Below are 15,884 nucleotides of genomic sequence, written 5' to 3'. Positions count from 1 at the left end.
TCCTGGGCCATCGGCCCCGCGGCGAGCCGAAGCGTCGTGCCGTCAAGAGAGTGTGTCCATGCTCCGCCCCGTCGTCCGCGTGCTGATCTCCCGCTTCTCGATCGCGTTCATCGAGCTCGTGATCGCCGTGCCCATGGCGCTCGGCGTGCGGGAGGTCTGGAGCAGGCTCTGGCAGCAGCCCGACCTTCACGAGCAGATCGAGACGATCGGGGGGCTCGGGATCATCATGATCGGGCTGGGCGTCGTGCTGGAGGAGCGCGGCGCCCTGCGCCAGATCTTCGGGCTGGCGCCGGCGCCGGACGAGGCCTGGCAGGCCCACCTGGACCACAACTGCCACCATGCCGGCCTCGGCCAGCTCGTGCTCGGCCTGTTCGCCGAGATCTCCATCGAGTTGACCAAGATCCCCAACAGCGTGATCTACACGGGCGAGGTCGACGACTGGCTGGTGGCGGCCGGCTGTATCATGGTCGGCGTGGGCGGCCTGCTGCTGATCCGCCATGCCGTCGTCCTGCTCTTCCTTCTGCGCCGGCAGTTCCTGGCTGCCGAGGGGAACCTGCATCCATGAGCCACTCGACCTTCGAATCCCTCGCCGACGATCTGCTCGCTGCCCTCGAGGAGGGGATCGGCGCCGGCAGCGACGCCGATGCCGAGCTGCAGGGCGGGATCCTGACGGTCGACGGCAAAGCGGGCACCTGGGTGGTGAACAAGCATGCGCCGACGTCGCAGATCTGGCTGAGCTCGCCGATCAGCGGCGCCCGCCACTACGCCCTCGATGCCGCGTCCGGCCTGTGGACCGACACGCGCGGCGGTCCGGACCTTCTGACGTTGCTGTCGCAGGAACTTGGCGTCGCGCTGAGCTGACGGCCGCCGCAGCGCGGACCCCCTCGAGGCTCATCGCTCTTGCGCTGGGGGCGCGCCACTCCGAGAGTGTGAAGCTATCGGAGCGGCGTGCCCAGGCAGCGAAAGGACGCGCTCTTCCTCATGCTCCTCTCCTCCGCTAGGGGGAGAGGTTGGATGAGGGGGCTGCAGACAGCCTTCTACCCCCTCACCTGGCCTCTCCCCCTACCGGGCCCCTACCGGGGGAGAGGAACCCGATTGTCGCTACTCGGGCGTGCTCCGATAGCTTCACACTCTCGGAGTGGCGCGCCCCTAGCGAGGACGCGGCCGCTTGGGCGGCCGTCAGTCGTCGGCGGCTGCTGCCGGCCGCGCTGTCGCGGCGAAGCCGTCGCCCGGCCGCTCGAGCCCGAAATGGTCGCGCAGCGTCTCGCCCTCGTAGGCGGTGCGGAAGAGGCCGCGGCGCTGCAGCAGCGGGATCACCTCGGCGATGAAGGCGTCGAGCATCGACGGCAGCACCGGCGGCATCAGGTTGAAGCCGTCGGCCGCGCCGTCGGCGAACCAGTCCGCGATCAGGTCGGCGATCTGCTCGGGCGTGCCGGCCGTCGTGTAGTGCCCGCGCGCGCCGGCGAGGTAGGCGAGGAGCTGGCGCAGCGTCGGCGTCTCGCGCTTCACCAGGCCGACGATCACCTCGGTGCGGCTGCGCGCAGCCTGCACCGTGCCGGGATCGGGGAAGTCCTCGGGCCGGAGCGGCCGGTCGAGCGGCAGGTGCGAGAAATCGTGACCGCCGAAGCGGCCGCTCAGCCGCTTGCGGCCGACCTCGGGATCGGTGAGGTCGTTCAGCTCCTGCGCGATACGCCTGGCTTCCGTCTCGGTCCCGCCGATCACCGGGCTCAACCCGGGCAGGATGAGGATACGTTCCGGTGCCCGACCCTCGGCAACCGCCAGCCGCTTGAGATCGGCGTAGAAATCCTGCGCCGTCTTCTTCTCCATCTGCGCCGTGAACACCGCCTCGGCATGGCGGGCGGCGAAGCGGCGGCCGGTCTCCGACGAGCCGGCTTGCACGAACACCGGTCGGCCCTGAGGTCCGCGCGGCATGTTGAGTGGGCCGGCGACGCGGTAGTGCGGCCCCGCGTGGTCGATGGCGCGGATGCGCTCGCCGCGCGCGTAGCGGCCGGCGGTGCGGTCGTCGAGCACGGCATCGTCGGCCCAGCTGTCCCACAGGCCCTTCACGACCTCCATGAACTCCTCGCCGCGCTCGTAGCGGCCGGCATGATCCACCAGGCCGATCGTGCCGAAGTTGCGCGCCGCCGGGGCGAGCCAGGTCGTGACGATGTTCCAGCCGACGCGGCCGCGGCTGATATGGTCGAGCGAGGCGAACTGGCGGGCGAGGTTGTAGGGCTCGGTATAGGTGGTCGAGGCGGTGGCGATCAGCCCGATCCGCCGCGTCATGGCGGCGAGCGCGCCGAGCGCCGTGATCGGCTCCAGCCAGCTCGACGGCGCCTGCGCCACCGTGTCGAGCATGGCCAGCGTGTCGGCGAGGAAGATCGAATCGAACAGGCCCGCCTCGGCCTGCCGCGCCAGCCCGCCATAGTAGTCGATGTCGGTCAGGGGCAGCGGCGAGGCGCCGGGATGCCGCCACGACGCCTCGTGATGGCCGCGGCTCTGGATGAAGAGATTGAGATGGAGCTGGCGCGTCATGACGCCGACCGGCTCAGGCGGCGATCACCGGCTCGCCGACGATCTGCGTGCGGTGCATCAGCCGGCGCGCCGTCTCGTCGAAGGCGTCGCGGCGGTGCATGGTGCAGCGATTGTCCCACATCACCAGATCGCCGACCCGCCAGCGCTGGTACCAGGCGAGATGCGGTTGGGTGGCATGCGCCCACAGCGCGTTCAGCAGCGCCTCGCTCTCCTCGACCGGCAGGCCGTGGATGTAGGCGCCGACCCGGCGGCCGAGGAACAGCGACGTGCGGCCCGTCACCGGATGCCGGCGCACCAGCGGATGATGCGCGCCCGGCGTACGGCGGGGATCGGTCTCTTCCTGGAAGCCGCGGCGGAACTCGCCGGCCGAGTTGCGGCTCGCGTCGTGGGTGCAGGTCTTGCCGACGATCGCTGCCTTGAGCTCGTCGCTCAGCGTGTCGTAGGCCAGCTCCATGTTGCTGAAGCCGGTGTCGCCGCCTTCGGCCGGGCACTCGATCGCGTAGAGCAGGCTCGCCCGCGGCGGCAGCGGGTTGTAGGACATGTCGACGTGCCAGACCGATTCGTAGGCGCCCAGCCCGCCGATCGGCTTGCCGCCGACCTTGACGTTGGAGATCACGGTCACCCAGTCGCGGGCCTCGGCGGCGATGCCGTTCACCTTCTCGGCGCCGGTGCCGATCGGCACCCGGTCGAGCTCGCCCCACAGGCGGCTGAACCGCATCAGCGCCGCATCATCGAGCCGCTGGCCGGAGAAGCGCAGGACGAGATGGCGAGACCAGGCGTCGACAAGCGCGGCGCGGGTCTCCGCGTCGATCTCGCGCGCGAGGTCGATGCCGTGGACATCGGCGCCCAGCGGGCCGCCGCTCGGCTGGACCCAGACGGTGGTGCTTTGGCTGTCGAGCGGCATGGCGGTTCCTCCGGCGGTTGGCCGATCCTCCCCCATTTCCCCGAAGGCACGAAGGCGATAATCTTCAGTCTGCCCAAGTACAGCTTGGGCAGAACAGGCCGCGTCCGGCGGCCCTGGAGCCCCAGCATGTCGACCCGGTTGCCGCCGTTGAAGTCGTTGCGGGCCTTCGAGGCCGCCGCGCGGACCTGCAGCTTCACCCAGGCGGCCGAGGAACTCAACGTCACCCAGACGGCGGTCAGCCACCAGGTGAAGGTCCTCGAGGCGTGGCTGGGCTTCCGCCTCTTCCGCCGCCTGAACAACGCGCTGGTCCTGACCGAGCAGGGCGAGCTCTACCTGCCGACGGTGCGCGAGGCCTTCGACCGGCTGCGCGAGAGCACCGACCGGCTGAAGGGCATCGACGGCGGGGCAATGCTGACCATCAGCGCCCGGCCGAACTTCGCCCTGCGCTGGCTGGTGCCGCGCCTGCCGCGCTTCCAGGCGCTGCATCCGGGCATCCGCATCAAGCTGCTGACGGCGCCGCGCCCGCTGGAGGCGCTGCACGACGAGATCGACGTGGCGATCCGCTTCGAGGGCGAGGCGGCCCACCTCCATTTCGAGCCGCTGCTGCGCGGCAGCATGTTCCCGGCGATGCACCCCGCGCTGTACGAGGACGAGGGTCTGCGCACGCCGGAGGATCTGCGCCGCGTCACCCTGCTGCACGTGCTGAATTCGCTGAGCGACTGGAAGATCTGGCTCGACGCGGCGGGGGTGAAGCGGGTCGACCTGGAGCGCGGGCCGCGCTTCGATTCCTACGCCCTGGCGGCCGAGGCGGCGTGCCATCGCTGGGGCGTGGCGATGGCCTGGGAGCCCTTCGTCGAGGACGATCTGCGGCGCGGCCGGCTGGTGGCGCCGTTCGGCCTGCGGGTGCCGCGCGAGCGCGCCTGGTGCCTCGTCTATCCCCGCAACGTGCGCAAGCAGAAGGTCGAGCTGTTCCGCGACTGGATCCTCGCCGAAGCCCGCGCCGTTCCGGACCCCGTCGCCGGCGCGCCGGCGGTCGCCGCGGGCTGAGAGCGGAATTCCGCGGGCGGACGCAAAAGGGTTGGCGGGGCGCCGGCCTTGTGTCGAGATTGGCACGGGGGAACGTTCGCCGCCCGGATGACCGGGCGCATCGAGGAGGACAGGCAATGACGCGAGACTTCGGAAGGCGCGCGGCGGCCTCCGGCCTCGGCCGGCGCGTGGTGCTGGCCGCGGCGGCGCTGCTGGTCGCGGCGCCGGCATTGGCGAACGACCCCAAGACGCTGCGCGTCGTCATGCACTCGGATCTCAAGATCCTCGATCCGGTCTGGACGACGGCCTACATCGGCCGCAACCACGCCTACATGATCTACGACACGCTGTTCGCGCTCGACGAGAAGCTGCAGCCGCAGCCGCAGATGATCGAGAGCTTCACGGTCAGCGACGACAAGCTCACCTGGACCTTCAAGCTGCGCGAGGGCCTGAAGTGGCAGGACGGCCAGCCGGTGACCACCGCCGACGTGCTGCCCTCGATCAAGCGCTGGACCGACAAGGACACGCTGGGCGGCCTGCTCGCCAAGTCGACGCAGGAGATGAAGGCGATCGACGACCGGACGTTCCAGATCGCGCTGAAGGAGCCGTTCGGCCTGATGCTGAAGGCGCTTGCCAAGCCGTCCTCGGTGCCGCTGTTCATCATGCCCAGGCGCGTGGCCGAGACGCCGATCAGCCAGCAGATCTCCGACACGACGGGATCGGGGCCGTTCATCTTCAAGAAGGACGAATGGAAGCCGGGCGAGAAGGTCGTCTACGTCCGCAACCCCGACTACAAGCCGCGCGCCGAGCCCGCCTCGGGCCTCGCGGGTGGCAAGGTCGCCAGGCTCGACCGCGTCGAATGGGTGTCGATGCCCGATTCGCAGACGGCGATCAACGCGCTGGCCAACGGCGAGATCGACATGATCGAGCAGCCGGCGCACGACCTGCTGCCGCTGCTCGAGAAGGACATGAATGTCGAGATCATCATCCCCGACAAGCTCGGCAACACCTACATCCTGCGCTTCAACTGGAAGCAGCCGCCGTTCGACGACGTGCGCTACCGCCGGGCGGCGGCGCTGGCGCTGAACCAGGAGGACTTCCTCAAGGCGGTGATCGGCGACCCACGCTACTTCCAGGTCTGCCGGACCATGTTCGGCTGCGGCACGCCGCTCGAGAATTCGGCCGGGATGGACGGCGTGCTGAACTCCGACTTCGAGGCGTCGAAGAAGATCCTGAAGGAGGCGGGCTACGACGGCACGCCGATCGTGGTGCTGCAGTCGACCGACCTCGCCGTGCTCACCAACCTCGCACCCGTCGCCAAGACGCTGCTCGAGCGCGGCGGCTTCAAGGTCGACATGCAGTCGATGGACTGGCAGACGCTGGTCGGCCGGCGGGCCAAGAAGGTGCCGGTGGCGCAGGGCGGCTGGAACATCGCCATGACGGCCTCGACCGCCGTGCTGCTGCTCGATCCGGTGAACAACCACTATGCCGAGGCGAGCGGCGACCGCGCCCAGTTCGGCTGGCCGCTCGACGAGGAGATCGAGAAGCTGCGCGCCGCCTTCATCCGCGAGAGCGATCCGGCCAAGCAGCTCGAGATCGCGAAGAAGGTCCAGGAGCGCATCATCGGGCAGGGCGTCACGATCCCGCTCGGCCAGTACGTCCAGCCGATGGCCCGCCGCAAGGGCGTCACCGGCAACCTCACCGCGCCGGTCACGGTGTTCTGGAACGTCGAGAAGAAGTGAGCCTCGCGGGCGCGCGCTCATGGTCCTCTCCTCTCATGTTCCTCTCCCCCGCGAGGGGGAGAGGTTAGGTGAGGGGACTTCGGAGGCTGTGCGTGTCCCCCTCACCCAGCCTCTCCCCCTCGCGGGGGAGAGGAGCATGAGGAATGAGGGGGGCGGGGAGCCGGTGACAAACCGTCCCTTTTGCCCATCGCCGAACGGGCCTATAGACCGGACTGAGCGATGAGCGATCCTGTCGTCGACTTCCTGCCGCACACGGCCGGGGCCTGCGGGGTTGGGCGATGAACCGGTTTTCCGGCCTCGCCTTCCTCGCCCCGTACCTGCGGCCCTATGCAAGGCGCACCGTGCTGGCGGCGCTGTCGCTCGTGGTCGCGGCAGGCACCGTGCTGGCCTTCGGCGCCTGCCTCAGGGCGCTGATCGACCGCGGCTTCGCCCAGGGCCGGCCCGACGTGCTGAACTATGCGCTGGCCTCGCTGATCGCCGTCGCCGTCGTGCTGGCGGTCGCGTCCGGCGCGCGCTTCTACCTCGTGTCGTGGCTGGGCGAGCGCGTGGTCGGCGACCTGCGCCGTGATCTCTTCGCCCATGTCGTGCGGCTGGGACCCGCCTGGTTCGAGATCAAGCGGTCCGGCGACATCATGAGCCGCATCTCGGCCGACGCGCAGCTCATCGAGCAGATGATCGGCTCCTCGGCCTCGGTGGCGATCCGCAACACGCTGATGTGCGTGGGCGGCGTCGTCATGCTGGTGGTGACCAACCCCAAGCTCGCCCTGATGGTGCTGGGCGTGGTGCCGCTGGTTGTCGCGCCCATCGTCCTGTTCGGGCGCAAGGTCCGGCACCTGTCGCGCGAATCGCAGGCGCGCATGGCCGATCTCGTCTCCGAGGGCGGCGAGACGCTGGATGCGGTCCGCACCGTACAGGCCTTCGCCCAGGAGCAGCGTGCCGCCCTGCGCTTCGGCGAGGCGACCGAGCGCGCCTTCGACGCCGCCCGTCGCCGCATCGCCCAGCGCGCCATCATGACGACGATGGTGATCTTCATCGTCTTCGCCGCCGTCGGCTTCCTGCTGTGGATGGGCGGCCACGACGTGCTGAGCGGCCGCATCTCGGCCGGCGACCTCACCGCCTTCGTCTTCTACGCCGTGCTGGTCGCGAGCTCGGGCGGCGCCATCAGCGAGACGATCGGCGACCTGCAGCGCGCCGCCGGCGCCGCCGAGCGGCTGGCCGAGCTGCGCGCCGAGTCGCCCGCCATCGTCGAGCCGGCGCAGCCCATGCCGCTGGCGCAGCCGGTGAAGGGTGCTGTGCGCTTCGAGCAGGTGTCGTTCCGCTATCCCACGCGACCCGAGTCGCTGGCGCTCGATCGTTTCGACCTCGACGTGGCGCCGGGCGAGACGGTCGCCATCGTGGGCCCGTCGGGCGCCGGCAAGACCACCGTCTTCAACCTGCTGCTGCGCTTCTACGATCCCGAGGCGGGCCGGCTCTGCATCGACGGCATCGACATCCGCGACCTCGCCTTCGCCGACCTGCGCGGGGCGCTCGCGATCGTGCCGCAGGAGCCGGTCCTGTTCACCGCCTCGGTGGCCGACAACATCCGCTACGGTCGTCCCGAGGCGAGCGACGCGGAGGTGCGGGACGCCGCCCGCGCGGCCTCGGCGCTCGCCTTCATCGAGGCGATGCCGCAGGGCTTCGACACTGATCTCGGCGCGCGCGGCCTGCGCCTGTCCGGCGGTCAGCGCCAGCGCATCGCGATCGCCCGCGCCGTGCTGCGCAATCCCGCCATCCTTCTGCTCGACGAGGCGACCAGCGCGCTCGATGCCGAGAGCGAGCTCGCCGTGCAGCAGGCCCTCGACCGGCTGATGAAGGGACGCACCACCCTGGTGATCGCCCATCGCCTCGCCACCGTGCAGAAGGCCGACCGCATCGTCGTGGTCGACCAGGGACGCGTGGTCGATGTCGGCCGTCACGCCGACCTCGTGCGGCGCGACGGGCTCTACGCCCGGCTGGCGGAGCTGCAGTTCAACCAGTCCGCCGCCGCTGCCGAGTAGGGGTGCGCCCGGCCCCGACAGGCGGGGCAGGGACGCCGCATCGGCCCGCTACTTGGTGAGGATGAGCTTGTCCGACTGCGTCAGCCGCAGCCGGTAGGTGTTGTCGCCGTGGCGAATGAGAAGCTCGCGATTGCCGTTCAGCAGCTCGGCGCTCTCGACCGAGCGGATGGACGGATCGTCGGCCTCGGGAGCGGGACGGTTCATCGCGATGGGTTGTGCAGCTTCCACGGGCCGGGCCTCCTGTATTGCGAGTGATTATTAATCACATATAGTGGAGCCCTCGTCAACCGGGGCATGGCCATGAAACATCAGGATCGTCACGCACTCCCTCCGCGGCGTCGGCCCGCGCCGTCGGCGACGCTCGCGCCCGCCATCGACGTGCTGCCGCTCGGCGACCGCTTTCTTCTCTGGGCGATCCGGCAATGGCACCAGGAGGTCGTCGCCTGGGAGATGGGGGCGCGCAAGGCGGGCGACGCCTCGCCGCTGCGGCGGGGCTTCGAGCAGGCGGGCCTCGGCCGGGCCCTGCCGCACTTCGCGATGCTGATGGACGCCATCCTCTGCGGCGCCCGGCGGCCGCCCGAGATCCTGTCGGCCGAAGTGCTGATCGTCGGGCCGGACGAGGGCGTGCTGCTGGCGCTTTCGGCCATGGCGCAGGACGGTCTCGACGCGCGGCTCGCGGCCTGCCTCGCCGCACTGCTCGCGCCCGACAGCCGGCCGGTGGCGACGGCGGAGGTAAAGCGGCTGGCGCGCCATCTCGTCGATGCCGGCCTCGGATCGGCGGGCGCCGGCGGGGCCTCCGGCCGCATCCACTGAGGGACGCGCGCGCACCCGTGCTGCAAGCATATATTGCGACTGATTATCACTTGCCGCACTATGCGCGCCGGCATGCCTGACGAGTCCCGAACCCTGTCTGTCTTCCTGGCGCACCGTCTCCGGCTGGTGGACTACGCGCAGCGGATCGTCGGCGACCATTCCCGCGCCGAGGATGTCGTCCAGGAAGCCTACCTGCGTTTCGATTCGGCCAGCCGCGGCCGGCCCTTCGACGAGCCGCTGGCCTACCTCTATCGCATCGTTCGCAATCTCGCGCTCGATGGCCTGCGCCAGCGCACGCGCGAGAGCCGCTTCATGATCCCGGCCGACGCCGCCGACACCGATCGCGCCGTCGATGCGCGTCCGTCGCCCGAGGCGCAGGCGGCCGGCCGCTCCGATCTCGTTGCGCTGCGCGCCGCCATCGCCGAACTGCCGCCGCGCGCGCGTCTTGCCCTCGAGTTTCACCGCCTGGAAGGCCAGACCATCAAGGAGGTCGCCGCGCGCCTCGGCATCTCGGTCGGCGCCGCGCACGGGCTGATCGTCGACAGCCTCGAATATTGCCGCGACCGCATCCAGCGGCGCCCCTGAGGGGCGGCGAATTCTTTGAATGGGCCGAAGCCGCGCGCGTTATATGAAGGGGCGACCGGCGAGCCAAGGACGAGCATGCACAGCACATCCCCGCCAGCGAACGATGGCCTGCCCGCACGGGCCAGCGAATGGCTGGTGGCGCTCGCCGATCATCCCGAGGACGAGACGCTGCGCGCCGGCCTGCAGCGATGGCTGGCCGCCAGTCCCGCCAACCGCCGCGACTGGGAGGAGATGAGCGCCCTCTGGCAGGGCCTGGGCGAGATCGGGACGCTGGCCGGCGAGGATCGCGGCACGACGCGCGAACGGTTGCCGGCGCGGCGCGTGCGCCGACGCGCGCTGGGCGCCGCCGCCGGCCTCGCCGTCGCGCTCGGCCTCGCCTTCGCCTGGGGGCCCGATCTCCTCCTGCGCCTCGAGGCCGACCAGGTGACCGCCACCGCCGAGGTACGCAGCCTCGTGCTCGACGACGGAAGCCGCGTCGAGCTGGCGCCGCGCAGCGCCGTCGCCGTCGATTTCTCCGCTCGCGAGCGCCGCTTGCGCCTTCTTCAGGGCCGCGCCTTCTTCGTCGTGGCGGCCGGCGATCGCCGGCCCTTCATCGTCGCGACGCGGGGCGCGGAGGCGCGCGACATCGGCACCGCGTTCGACGTCGCCACGGCCGATGACGCGACCGAGGTCGCGGTGCGCGAGGGCATCGTGGAGGTGACGCGGCCGGGAGCGCCCGGCGCCGCCGAGTTGCGCGCCGGCGACTGGGTCCGCATCGAGCGGTCCGGCGCGACGGGGCGGGGACAGGTCGAGGCCGAGTCGGTGGGTGCCTGGCGCCGGGGCCGCCTGATGGTCGAGAACCGGCCGGTGGCGGCCGTGGTCGATGCCCTGCGTCCCTACTTCCCGGGCACGGTCGTGCTGGTGGGCGACCGTCTCGCGCGCCAGCCGCTGACCGGCGCCTACACGCTCAGCGACCCGGTCGGCGCCCTGCGCGCCGTCGCGTCCGCGCAGGGCGCGAGCGTCCACCGCGTCTCGCCGTGGCTGATCGTGATCGCCGGCGACTAGAGCATCGAGCGTTCGGTCGGAATCGGCCGGACGCTCGATGCCGAGGCGGGGCTGCCCGACTTGATGCGTTCCCGATTTATCGCAAGCTGCTTTAGCGCATCGGCTTCCGTCGTCTCGATCGAGTCTTTTTTTGAACGCTTCCACCGTCGCGTCGTCACCCTAGTCAGGTGAGTGCGCGAGGCCGCGGCCGCGTGCCTCACCTCCGGTTGGGTCGGGGGGAGCGAACGGCATGCGCGTGTACGGAGTGAGGTCGCGAAGGCTCAAGGGGTGCTGCACCCTGCCGGCGGCGGCGGCGATGATGTCCCTCGCGATGGCGTCCGCCACGGCGCAGGCACAGGCACAGGCCCAGCGAGAACAGGCGCCGACGGAGCAGGCGCAGGGCGGGACGCCGCGGTCCTTCGCGATTCCAGGCCAGCCGCTGGCAACGGCGCTGATGGAGTTCGCCGAGCAGAGCGGCTGGCAGGTCTCCGCCCATGGCGACCTCGTGCAGGGCAAGGCGAGCACCGGCGTCAGCGGCACGATGACGCCCGAGCAGGCGATCGCCCGCCTGCTCGCCGGCACGGGGCTCGTGGCCAGCGTGACGGGCGGCAACACCGTCACGGTGAGCGGCCCCGCGCCGGCGCCGCGCGGCGTCCTTCAGCTCGACCCGGTGCAGGTCCAGGGCTATCCGGTGCCGCCGCAGGCGATGATCGACAACCTGCCGCCGCCCTATGCCGGCGGCCAGGTGGCGACCGGCGGGCAGATCGGCCTGCTGGGCAACCGCGGCGTCATGGACACACCCTTCAACCAGACCAGCTACACGGCGAAGAAGATCCAGGACCAGCAGGCGCGCACCGTGTTCGACGTCCTGGCCGACGACCCGTCGGTGCGCTTCGGCGGCTCCGACCTGACCCAGAACAGCGGTGCCCTGTGGATCCGCGGCTTCCCGACCTACTCGAGCTCCATCCTGTTCGGCGGGCTCTACGGCATGATGCCGTACTACTCGACCATGACCGAGCTGGCCGAGCGCGTCGAGCTGCTGCGCGGGCCGAGCGCCATGCTGAACGGCATGACGGCCAGCTCCAGCAATGGTGGCATCGTGAACGTGATCCCCAAGCGGGCGCCCGAGCCGACGCTGGCGCAGCTCACCGCCGACTATGCCTCCGGCTCGCAGTTCGGCGGCCATGCCGACCTTGCGCACCGCTTCGGGGCCGACAAGCAGTTCGGCGTTCGCTTCAACGGCGTCTTTCGCGGCGGCGAGACGCCTGTGCAATGGAACACGAACAAGCGGACCCTGACGACGCTCGGCCTCGACTTCCGCGGCGAACGCGTGCGGGTGTCGAGCGACCTCGGCTACCAGTACCAGTTCGTCGGCGGAGCGCTGCCGGAGCTCGCCCTGGCGCCCGGCGTGCCGCTGCCCGCGGCACCCGACGCGCGCACCAGCCAGGGTGGGGCGTGGGGATACATCGCGCGCAAGGATGCCTGGGCGGTGGTGAACGGCGAGGTCGATCTGACCGACCGCATCACCCTCTATGCCAGCGGCGGTGTGCGCGACAACCGCGATGAGTACCAGCTGCCGCGATCGGTCCGGATCTCGAACATCGACGGCAGCGCCACGGCCAGCATCGGCAATCTGAGCTACTATTTCCAGAACCTGGTCGGCACGGCCGGCATCCGCGGCCTCGTCGACACCGGCATCATCGGGCACGAGTTCAACGTCAACGCCACGGCCATCCAGCAGATCTTCGGCGTCGGCTTCGCCTTCGGCACCGGCTACGCCACCAACATCTACAGCCCGAGCTACATCCCGTCTCCCAACATCCCGACGCCGCAGGCCAACATCTCGAGCATCACCAACCTCAACAGCCTGGCCTTCGCCGACACGCTGTCGCTCGCGGGCAAGCGCGTGCAGCTCACCGCGGGCGTCCGCCTGCAGCAGGTGAAGTCGACGAACTACAACACCACGACCGGGGCGCAGACCTCGGACTACGACCAGAGCGCCGTGACGCCGTCGGTCGCGCTGGTGCTGAAGCCCTTCTGGCAGAACGTCTCCTTCTACGGCAACTTCATCCAGGGGTTGCAGCAGGGGACTGTCGTTTCCGCCTCCTACGCCAATGCCGGCGAGGTCTTCCCGCCCTACGTCACGACCCAGTTCGAGGCCGGCATAAAGATCGACTGGGGCAAGCTCACCACGACGGCGAGCGTGTTCCAGATCTCGCAGCCCAGCACGATCGCCGACGTCGCCACCAACACGCTGGTGCTGGCGGGCGAGCAGCGCAACCAGGGTATCGAGCTCAACTTTTTCGGCGAGCTCGCCGAGGGCGTGCGCGTGCTGGGTGGCGCGATGTTCCTGAGCGGCGTGCTGACCAAGACGCAAGGCGGCCTGACCGACGGCTGGATCGCTCCGTTCGCGCCGGGCGCCCAGTTCAACCTGGGCGGCGAATGGGACCTGCCCTTCGCGCGGGGCCTGACCGCGCTGGGGCGCATCACGTACACGGGCGCGCAGTACATCGACACGACCGCGCCGCGGCGCTCCCTGCCGGAATGGACGCGCCTCGACCTCGGCCTGCGCTACGTCTTCGATCGCCTTGGCCCGACCGGCAAGCCGGTGGCGCTGCGCTTCAATGTCGAGAACGTGCTCGACAACGACTACTGGCAGGGCGGCTCGTCGGCCAGCAACCTGGTGATCGGCGCGCCGCGGACCTTCCGCCTCGCCCTGACGGCGGATTTCTAGCGGGCGGACTCGGAAACATCGGCCTCTCGCACGTCTTCAGTGGTGACGAAGCGAGGAGGAATCGATGGGTGTGCTTGGGGATGAACGTCCGGAGGCGTTGCTGGCCCGCCTGCATGCCCGCAGCGACGCCCAGATCGAGGAGATGAGCCGGCGCCGGCCCGATCCCGCCGATGCGGCGCGCTCGGTGGAGGAGCGGTTGGCCCGCGCCAAGGTCTTCGTCAGCGACAAGCTGGTCGCCCTCGACCGCGACAAGGCGGAGTTCTGCTACCAGATGTGCCGCGCCTTCCGGGCGCGCCGCATCGTCGAGATCGGCACGTCCTGGGGCGTCTCGAACCTCTATCTCGCCGCCGCCGTGCGCGACACGGTCGCCGTTCATGGCGGGACCGGCCTCGTGATCGGCACCGAGCATGAACCGGGCAAGCTCGCCGAGGCCCGCGCCAACCTTGCCGAGGCGGGATTCGAAAGCTTCGTCGAGCTGCGCGAGGACGATCTCAGGCGGACCCTCACGACCCTCGAGGGCCCGGTCGACTTCGTGCTGGTCGACATCTGGACCGACATGGCGCGCCCCGGCCTGGAACGGGTGGCGCCGCATCTCGCCCGCGAGGCCGTCGTGGTGTGCGACAACACCGCGGCCCATCGCGACGCCTACGCAGACTACTTCGCCTTCATCGACGATCCGGCCAACGGATTCCGAACCCTGACGCTGCCTTTCGCGGGTGGGCTGGAGTTCTCGGTGCGATCTCCAATTGCGAACAAGTCGCAATAGCGATACCCTTGCCTCCCGTCCGGGCGCCCGGCTCGCTGGCGGCATCGGCAAAGGCATCGAGTGCACGCTGTGTCTCCAGACATCACGGCCCTCTTCATGGAGCACCGGCGCTCGCTGATCGACTACGCCACCGGCCTGATCGGATCGCGCACCCAGGCCGAGGACGTGGTGCAGGAGGCTTGGCTGCGCCTCGACCATGCCGCACGCCAGCAGCTTCTCAGGGAGCCCCTGAGCTACCTCTACCGCATCGTGCGTAACCTGGCGCTGGATGGGCAGCGCCGGACTGCGGTCGAGAAGCGCATCTTCAGCAGCGCTGCCGACGACGTCATCGCCGCCTATCCGGATGTTCGCCCGAGCGCGGAGATGGTCGCGCTCTACAAGGAAGATCTCGAACTCTTGCGCGAAGCCCTGGCGGAACTGCCGGAGAGGACGCGCGTGGCCTTCGAGATGCATCGCCTCGGAGGGTGCAAGCTCCGCGAGATCGCGACGGTGCTCAACATCTCGACGCCGATGGCACAGCTTCTCGTGATGGACGGGCTGCAGCACTGCAAGCACCGGCTGGGCTGGCCATGAGCCCAGCGCACTGGAATATTTTTGTAAGTTCGTCGTGATGGCTCGTCTAGCAGTGTAGGGACGGTGCGACAGCGGTCCGACGCCCTGCAAGATCGGCGGCAGCCAGCGCACGAGAGGATGGGATGGAGGACGGGCCGGTTTCGGCGCAGGCAAAGGCTTCGAGAGAAGCCTCGGGCTGGCTGATCCTCCTGCAGGAGGATCCCGACGACCAGGATCTGCGTCGGCGTTTCGAGGAGTGGCTGGCGACAAGCCCGCTCAACGTCGAGGCTTGGTCCGGCATCCGACATGTGTCGGCCGTGGCTCGTACCATGCAGCCCGAATTTCCCGATCGGTGGCTGTCCGGCGCCGCGAACCGAGGCGCCGGGCAGCGCGGCGATGTGCGCCGCCGGGACTCGGAGACCCGTGGGACGGCAGGCGCCCGACGGCGTCGTGCGCTGGCCGGCATCGTCCTGGCTCTCGCTGCGTGCCTCGCCATCGTCGCGGGGCCGGCGCTGGTCCTGCGGCTCGAGGCCGACCAGATCACCGGCACCGCCGAACAGCGCCGGGTCGGTCTTGAGGACGGCAGCGTGGTCACGCTGGCCGCCGACAGCGCCATCGCCGTTTTCTACGACGCCGCCGAGCGGCGCGTCCGATTGCTGACTGGCGAGGCGTTCTTCGATGTCGTCCCCGATGCCGGGCGACCCTTTCGGGTCGTCGCATCGACGGTCACGGCACGGGCGCTGGGGACGAGCTACGGCGTGCGCCTTGAAGGACACGGCGTGAGCGTCGCGGTAGCGAAGGGGACTGTCGAGGTCGCGTCCGTCGTCACTGGAGCCGCAGCCCCGACGAAGCTGACGGCAGGGCAGGCCGCGCGCGTATCAGAGGGCGGCCGGGTATCGCGTACGAGCGTGCCGCTCGAACTCGTGGCGCCGTGGCGTCGTGGCCAGTTCTACCTGCAGGATCAGACATTGCGCGACGCGGTCGACCAGCTCCGGCGCTACTATGCCGGCACAATCATCCTTGCTGACGAGGCGCTGGCTGAGCGGCGGGTGACCGGCGTCTACAATCTCGATGATCCGGAAGACGCGTTGCGCGGCATCGCCCGCGCCCATGGCGCCACGGTCCGGCGCATCACGCCATGGCTGATCGTATTGTCAGGATCGTAGGG

The 15,884-nt window shown here is 70.0% G+C and carries 15 protein-coding genes; 12 read left to right on the top strand and 3 right to left on the bottom strand.

Annotated elements, in window-relative coordinates; genetic code table 11:
• Positions 1 to 58: 58 nt before the first annotated feature.
• Both ACO073_RS19985 and cyaY read left to right on the top strand, forming a co-directional pair.
• On the top strand, positions 59 to 565 hold the full coding sequence (locus tag ACO073_RS19985) for a hypothetical protein (RefSeq protein ID WP_421999642.1): 507 nt from the start codon (positions 59 to 61) through the stop codon (positions 563 to 565).
• Positions 562 to 861, top strand: a complete 300-nt coding sequence (gene cyaY / locus ACO073_RS19980; protein WP_421999641.1) for an iron donor protein CyaY — start codon at positions 562 to 564, stop codon at positions 859 to 861. Before ACO073_RS19985 ends, cyaY begins: the two co-directional genes overlap by 4 nt.
• Positions 862 to 1,179: 318 nt before the next feature.
• On the opposite strand, the gene ACO073_RS19975 is transcribed toward cyaY, so the two are convergent.
• Together ACO073_RS19975 and ACO073_RS19970 are read right to left on the bottom strand one after the other, a co-directional pair.
• A complete protein-coding gene (locus ACO073_RS19975) occupies positions 1,180 to 2,535 on the bottom strand; it encodes an LLM class flavin-dependent oxidoreductase (RefSeq protein ID WP_421999640.1) in 1,356 nt (451 codons plus the stop codon).
• A 13-nt stretch (positions 2,536 to 2,548) separates the two neighbouring features.
• Entirely contained in the window at positions 2,549 to 3,439 is an 891-nt protein-coding gene (locus ACO073_RS19970) for a TauD/TfdA dioxygenase family protein (protein WP_421999639.1), read from the bottom strand.
• Positions 3,440 to 3,565: 126 nt separating this feature from the next.
• Between ACO073_RS19970 and gcvA the strand changes: the two genes are divergently transcribed.
• The 3 genes from gcvA (at position 3,566) to ACO073_RS19955 (ending at position 8,243) form a co-directional block, all read left to right on the top strand.
• The gene (gene gcvA, locus ACO073_RS19965) at positions 3,566 to 4,486 is read left to right on the top strand and encodes a transcriptional regulator GcvA (RefSeq protein WP_421999638.1); all 921 of its coding nucleotides are present in this window, start codon (positions 3,566 to 3,568) and stop codon (positions 4,484 to 4,486) included.
• A gap of 116 nt (positions 4,487 to 4,602) precedes the next feature.
• Entirely contained in the window at positions 4,603 to 6,207 is a 1,605-nt protein-coding gene (locus ACO073_RS19960; protein ID WP_421999636.1) for an ABC transporter substrate-binding protein, read from the top strand.
• A gap of 278 nt (positions 6,208 to 6,485) precedes the next feature.
• Entirely contained in the window at positions 6,486 to 8,243 is a 1,758-nt protein-coding gene (locus ACO073_RS19955; protein ID WP_421999634.1) for an ABC transporter transmembrane domain-containing protein, read from the top strand.
• A 48-nt stretch (positions 8,244 to 8,291) separates the two neighbouring features.
• Here the strand turns inward: ACO073_RS19955 and hemP are convergent, their stop codons facing one another.
• Positions 8,292 to 8,471 carry a hemin uptake protein HemP gene (gene hemP / locus ACO073_RS19950; protein ID WP_421999632.1) on the bottom strand — a complete coding sequence of 60 codons (180 nt, stop codon included), beginning with the start codon at positions 8,469 to 8,471 and terminating at the stop codon, positions 8,292 to 8,294.
• Between the two features lie 72 nt (positions 8,472 to 8,543).
• Between hemP and ACO073_RS19945 the strand changes: the two genes are divergently transcribed.
• From ACO073_RS19945 to ACO073_RS19915, 7 genes are all read left to right on the top strand, one after another.
• The gene (locus ACO073_RS19945; protein WP_421999630.1) at positions 8,544 to 9,056 is read left to right on the top strand and encodes a hypothetical protein; all 513 of its coding nucleotides are present in this window, start codon (positions 8,544 to 8,546) and stop codon (positions 9,054 to 9,056) included.
• Positions 9,057 to 9,128: 72 nt separating this feature from the next.
• Complete coding sequence (locus ACO073_RS19940) at positions 9,129 to 9,641, top strand: sigma-70 family RNA polymerase sigma factor (RefSeq protein WP_421999628.1); 513 nt, start codon at positions 9,129 to 9,131, stop codon at positions 9,639 to 9,641.
• Positions 9,642 to 9,716: 75 nt separating this feature from the next.
• Complete coding sequence (locus ACO073_RS19935; protein WP_421999627.1) at positions 9,717 to 10,685, top strand: FecR family protein; 969 nt, start codon at positions 9,717 to 9,719, stop codon at positions 10,683 to 10,685.
• Between the two features lie 229 nt (positions 10,686 to 10,914).
• On the top strand, positions 10,915 to 13,398 hold the full coding sequence (locus ACO073_RS19930) for a TonB-dependent siderophore receptor (RefSeq protein ID WP_421999626.1): 2,484 nt from the start codon (positions 10,915 to 10,917) through the stop codon (positions 13,396 to 13,398).
• Between the two features lie 64 nt (positions 13,399 to 13,462).
• Positions 13,463 to 14,164: an O-methyltransferase gene (locus ACO073_RS19925; RefSeq protein ID WP_421999625.1), complete on the top strand. Its 702-nt coding sequence runs from the start codon at positions 13,463 to 13,465 to the stop codon at positions 14,162 to 14,164.
• A gap of 69 nt (positions 14,165 to 14,233) precedes the next feature.
• Positions 14,234 to 14,737, top strand: coding sequence for a sigma-70 family RNA polymerase sigma factor (locus ACO073_RS19920; RefSeq protein ID WP_421999624.1), 504 nt, complete (start codon positions 14,234 to 14,236; stop codon positions 14,735 to 14,737).
• Positions 14,738 to 14,859: 122 nt separating this feature from the next.
• Positions 14,860 to 15,882, top strand: a complete 1,023-nt coding sequence (locus ACO073_RS19915) for a FecR family protein (protein ID WP_421999622.1) — start codon at positions 14,860 to 14,862, stop codon at positions 15,880 to 15,882.
• The last annotated feature ends 2 nt before the right edge of the window (positions 15,883 to 15,884 follow it).

The sequence above is a fragment of the Reyranella sp. genome (assembly GCF_965229815.1).
Lineage (GTDB): Bacteria > Pseudomonadota > Alphaproteobacteria > Reyranellales > Reyranellaceae > Reyranella.
Note: the sequence above shows the minus strand (reverse complement) of the source record. Positions and strands in the feature narration are given on the sequence as shown.

Coding starts and splice junctions, on each gene's coding strand:
- ACO073_RS19960 (WP_421999636.1), top strand. CDS start 4,603: ATGACGCGAGACTTCGGAAGGCGCGCGGCGGCCTCCGGCCTCGGCCGG.
- gcvA (WP_421999638.1), top strand. CDS start 3,566: ATGTCGACCCGGTTGCCGCCGTTGAAGTCGTTGCGGGCCTTCGAGGCC.
- ACO073_RS19955 (WP_421999634.1), top strand. CDS start 6,486: ATGAACCGGTTTTCCGGCCTCGCCTTCCTCGCCCCGTACCTGCGGCCC.
- ACO073_RS19915 (WP_421999622.1), top strand. CDS start 14,860: ATGGAGGACGGGCCGGTTTCGGCGCAGGCAAAGGCTTCGAGAGAAGCC.
- ACO073_RS19940 (WP_421999628.1), top strand. CDS start 9,129: ATGCCTGACGAGTCCCGAACCCTGTCTGTCTTCCTGGCGCACCGTCTC.
- ACO073_RS19935 (WP_421999627.1), top strand. CDS start 9,717: ATGCACAGCACATCCCCGCCAGCGAACGATGGCCTGCCCGCACGGGCC.
- ACO073_RS19970 (WP_421999639.1), bottom strand. CDS start 3,439: ATGCCGCTCGACAGCCAAAGCACCACCGTCTGGGTCCAGCCGAGCGGC.
- ACO073_RS19975 (WP_421999640.1), bottom strand. CDS start 2,535: ATGACGCGCCAGCTCCATCTCAATCTCTTCATCCAGAGCCGCGGCCAT.
- ACO073_RS19945 (WP_421999630.1), top strand. CDS start 8,544: ATGAAACATCAGGATCGTCACGCACTCCCTCCGCGGCGTCGGCCCGCG.
- ACO073_RS19930 (WP_421999626.1), top strand. CDS start 10,915: ATGCGCGTGTACGGAGTGAGGTCGCGAAGGCTCAAGGGGTGCTGCACC.
- cyaY (WP_421999641.1), top strand. CDS start 562: ATGAGCCACTCGACCTTCGAATCCCTCGCCGACGATCTGCTCGCTGCC.
- ACO073_RS19985 (WP_421999642.1), top strand. CDS start 59: ATGCTCCGCCCCGTCGTCCGCGTGCTGATCTCCCGCTTCTCGATCGCG.
- ACO073_RS19925 (WP_421999625.1), top strand. CDS start 13,463: ATGGGTGTGCTTGGGGATGAACGTCCGGAGGCGTTGCTGGCCCGCCTG.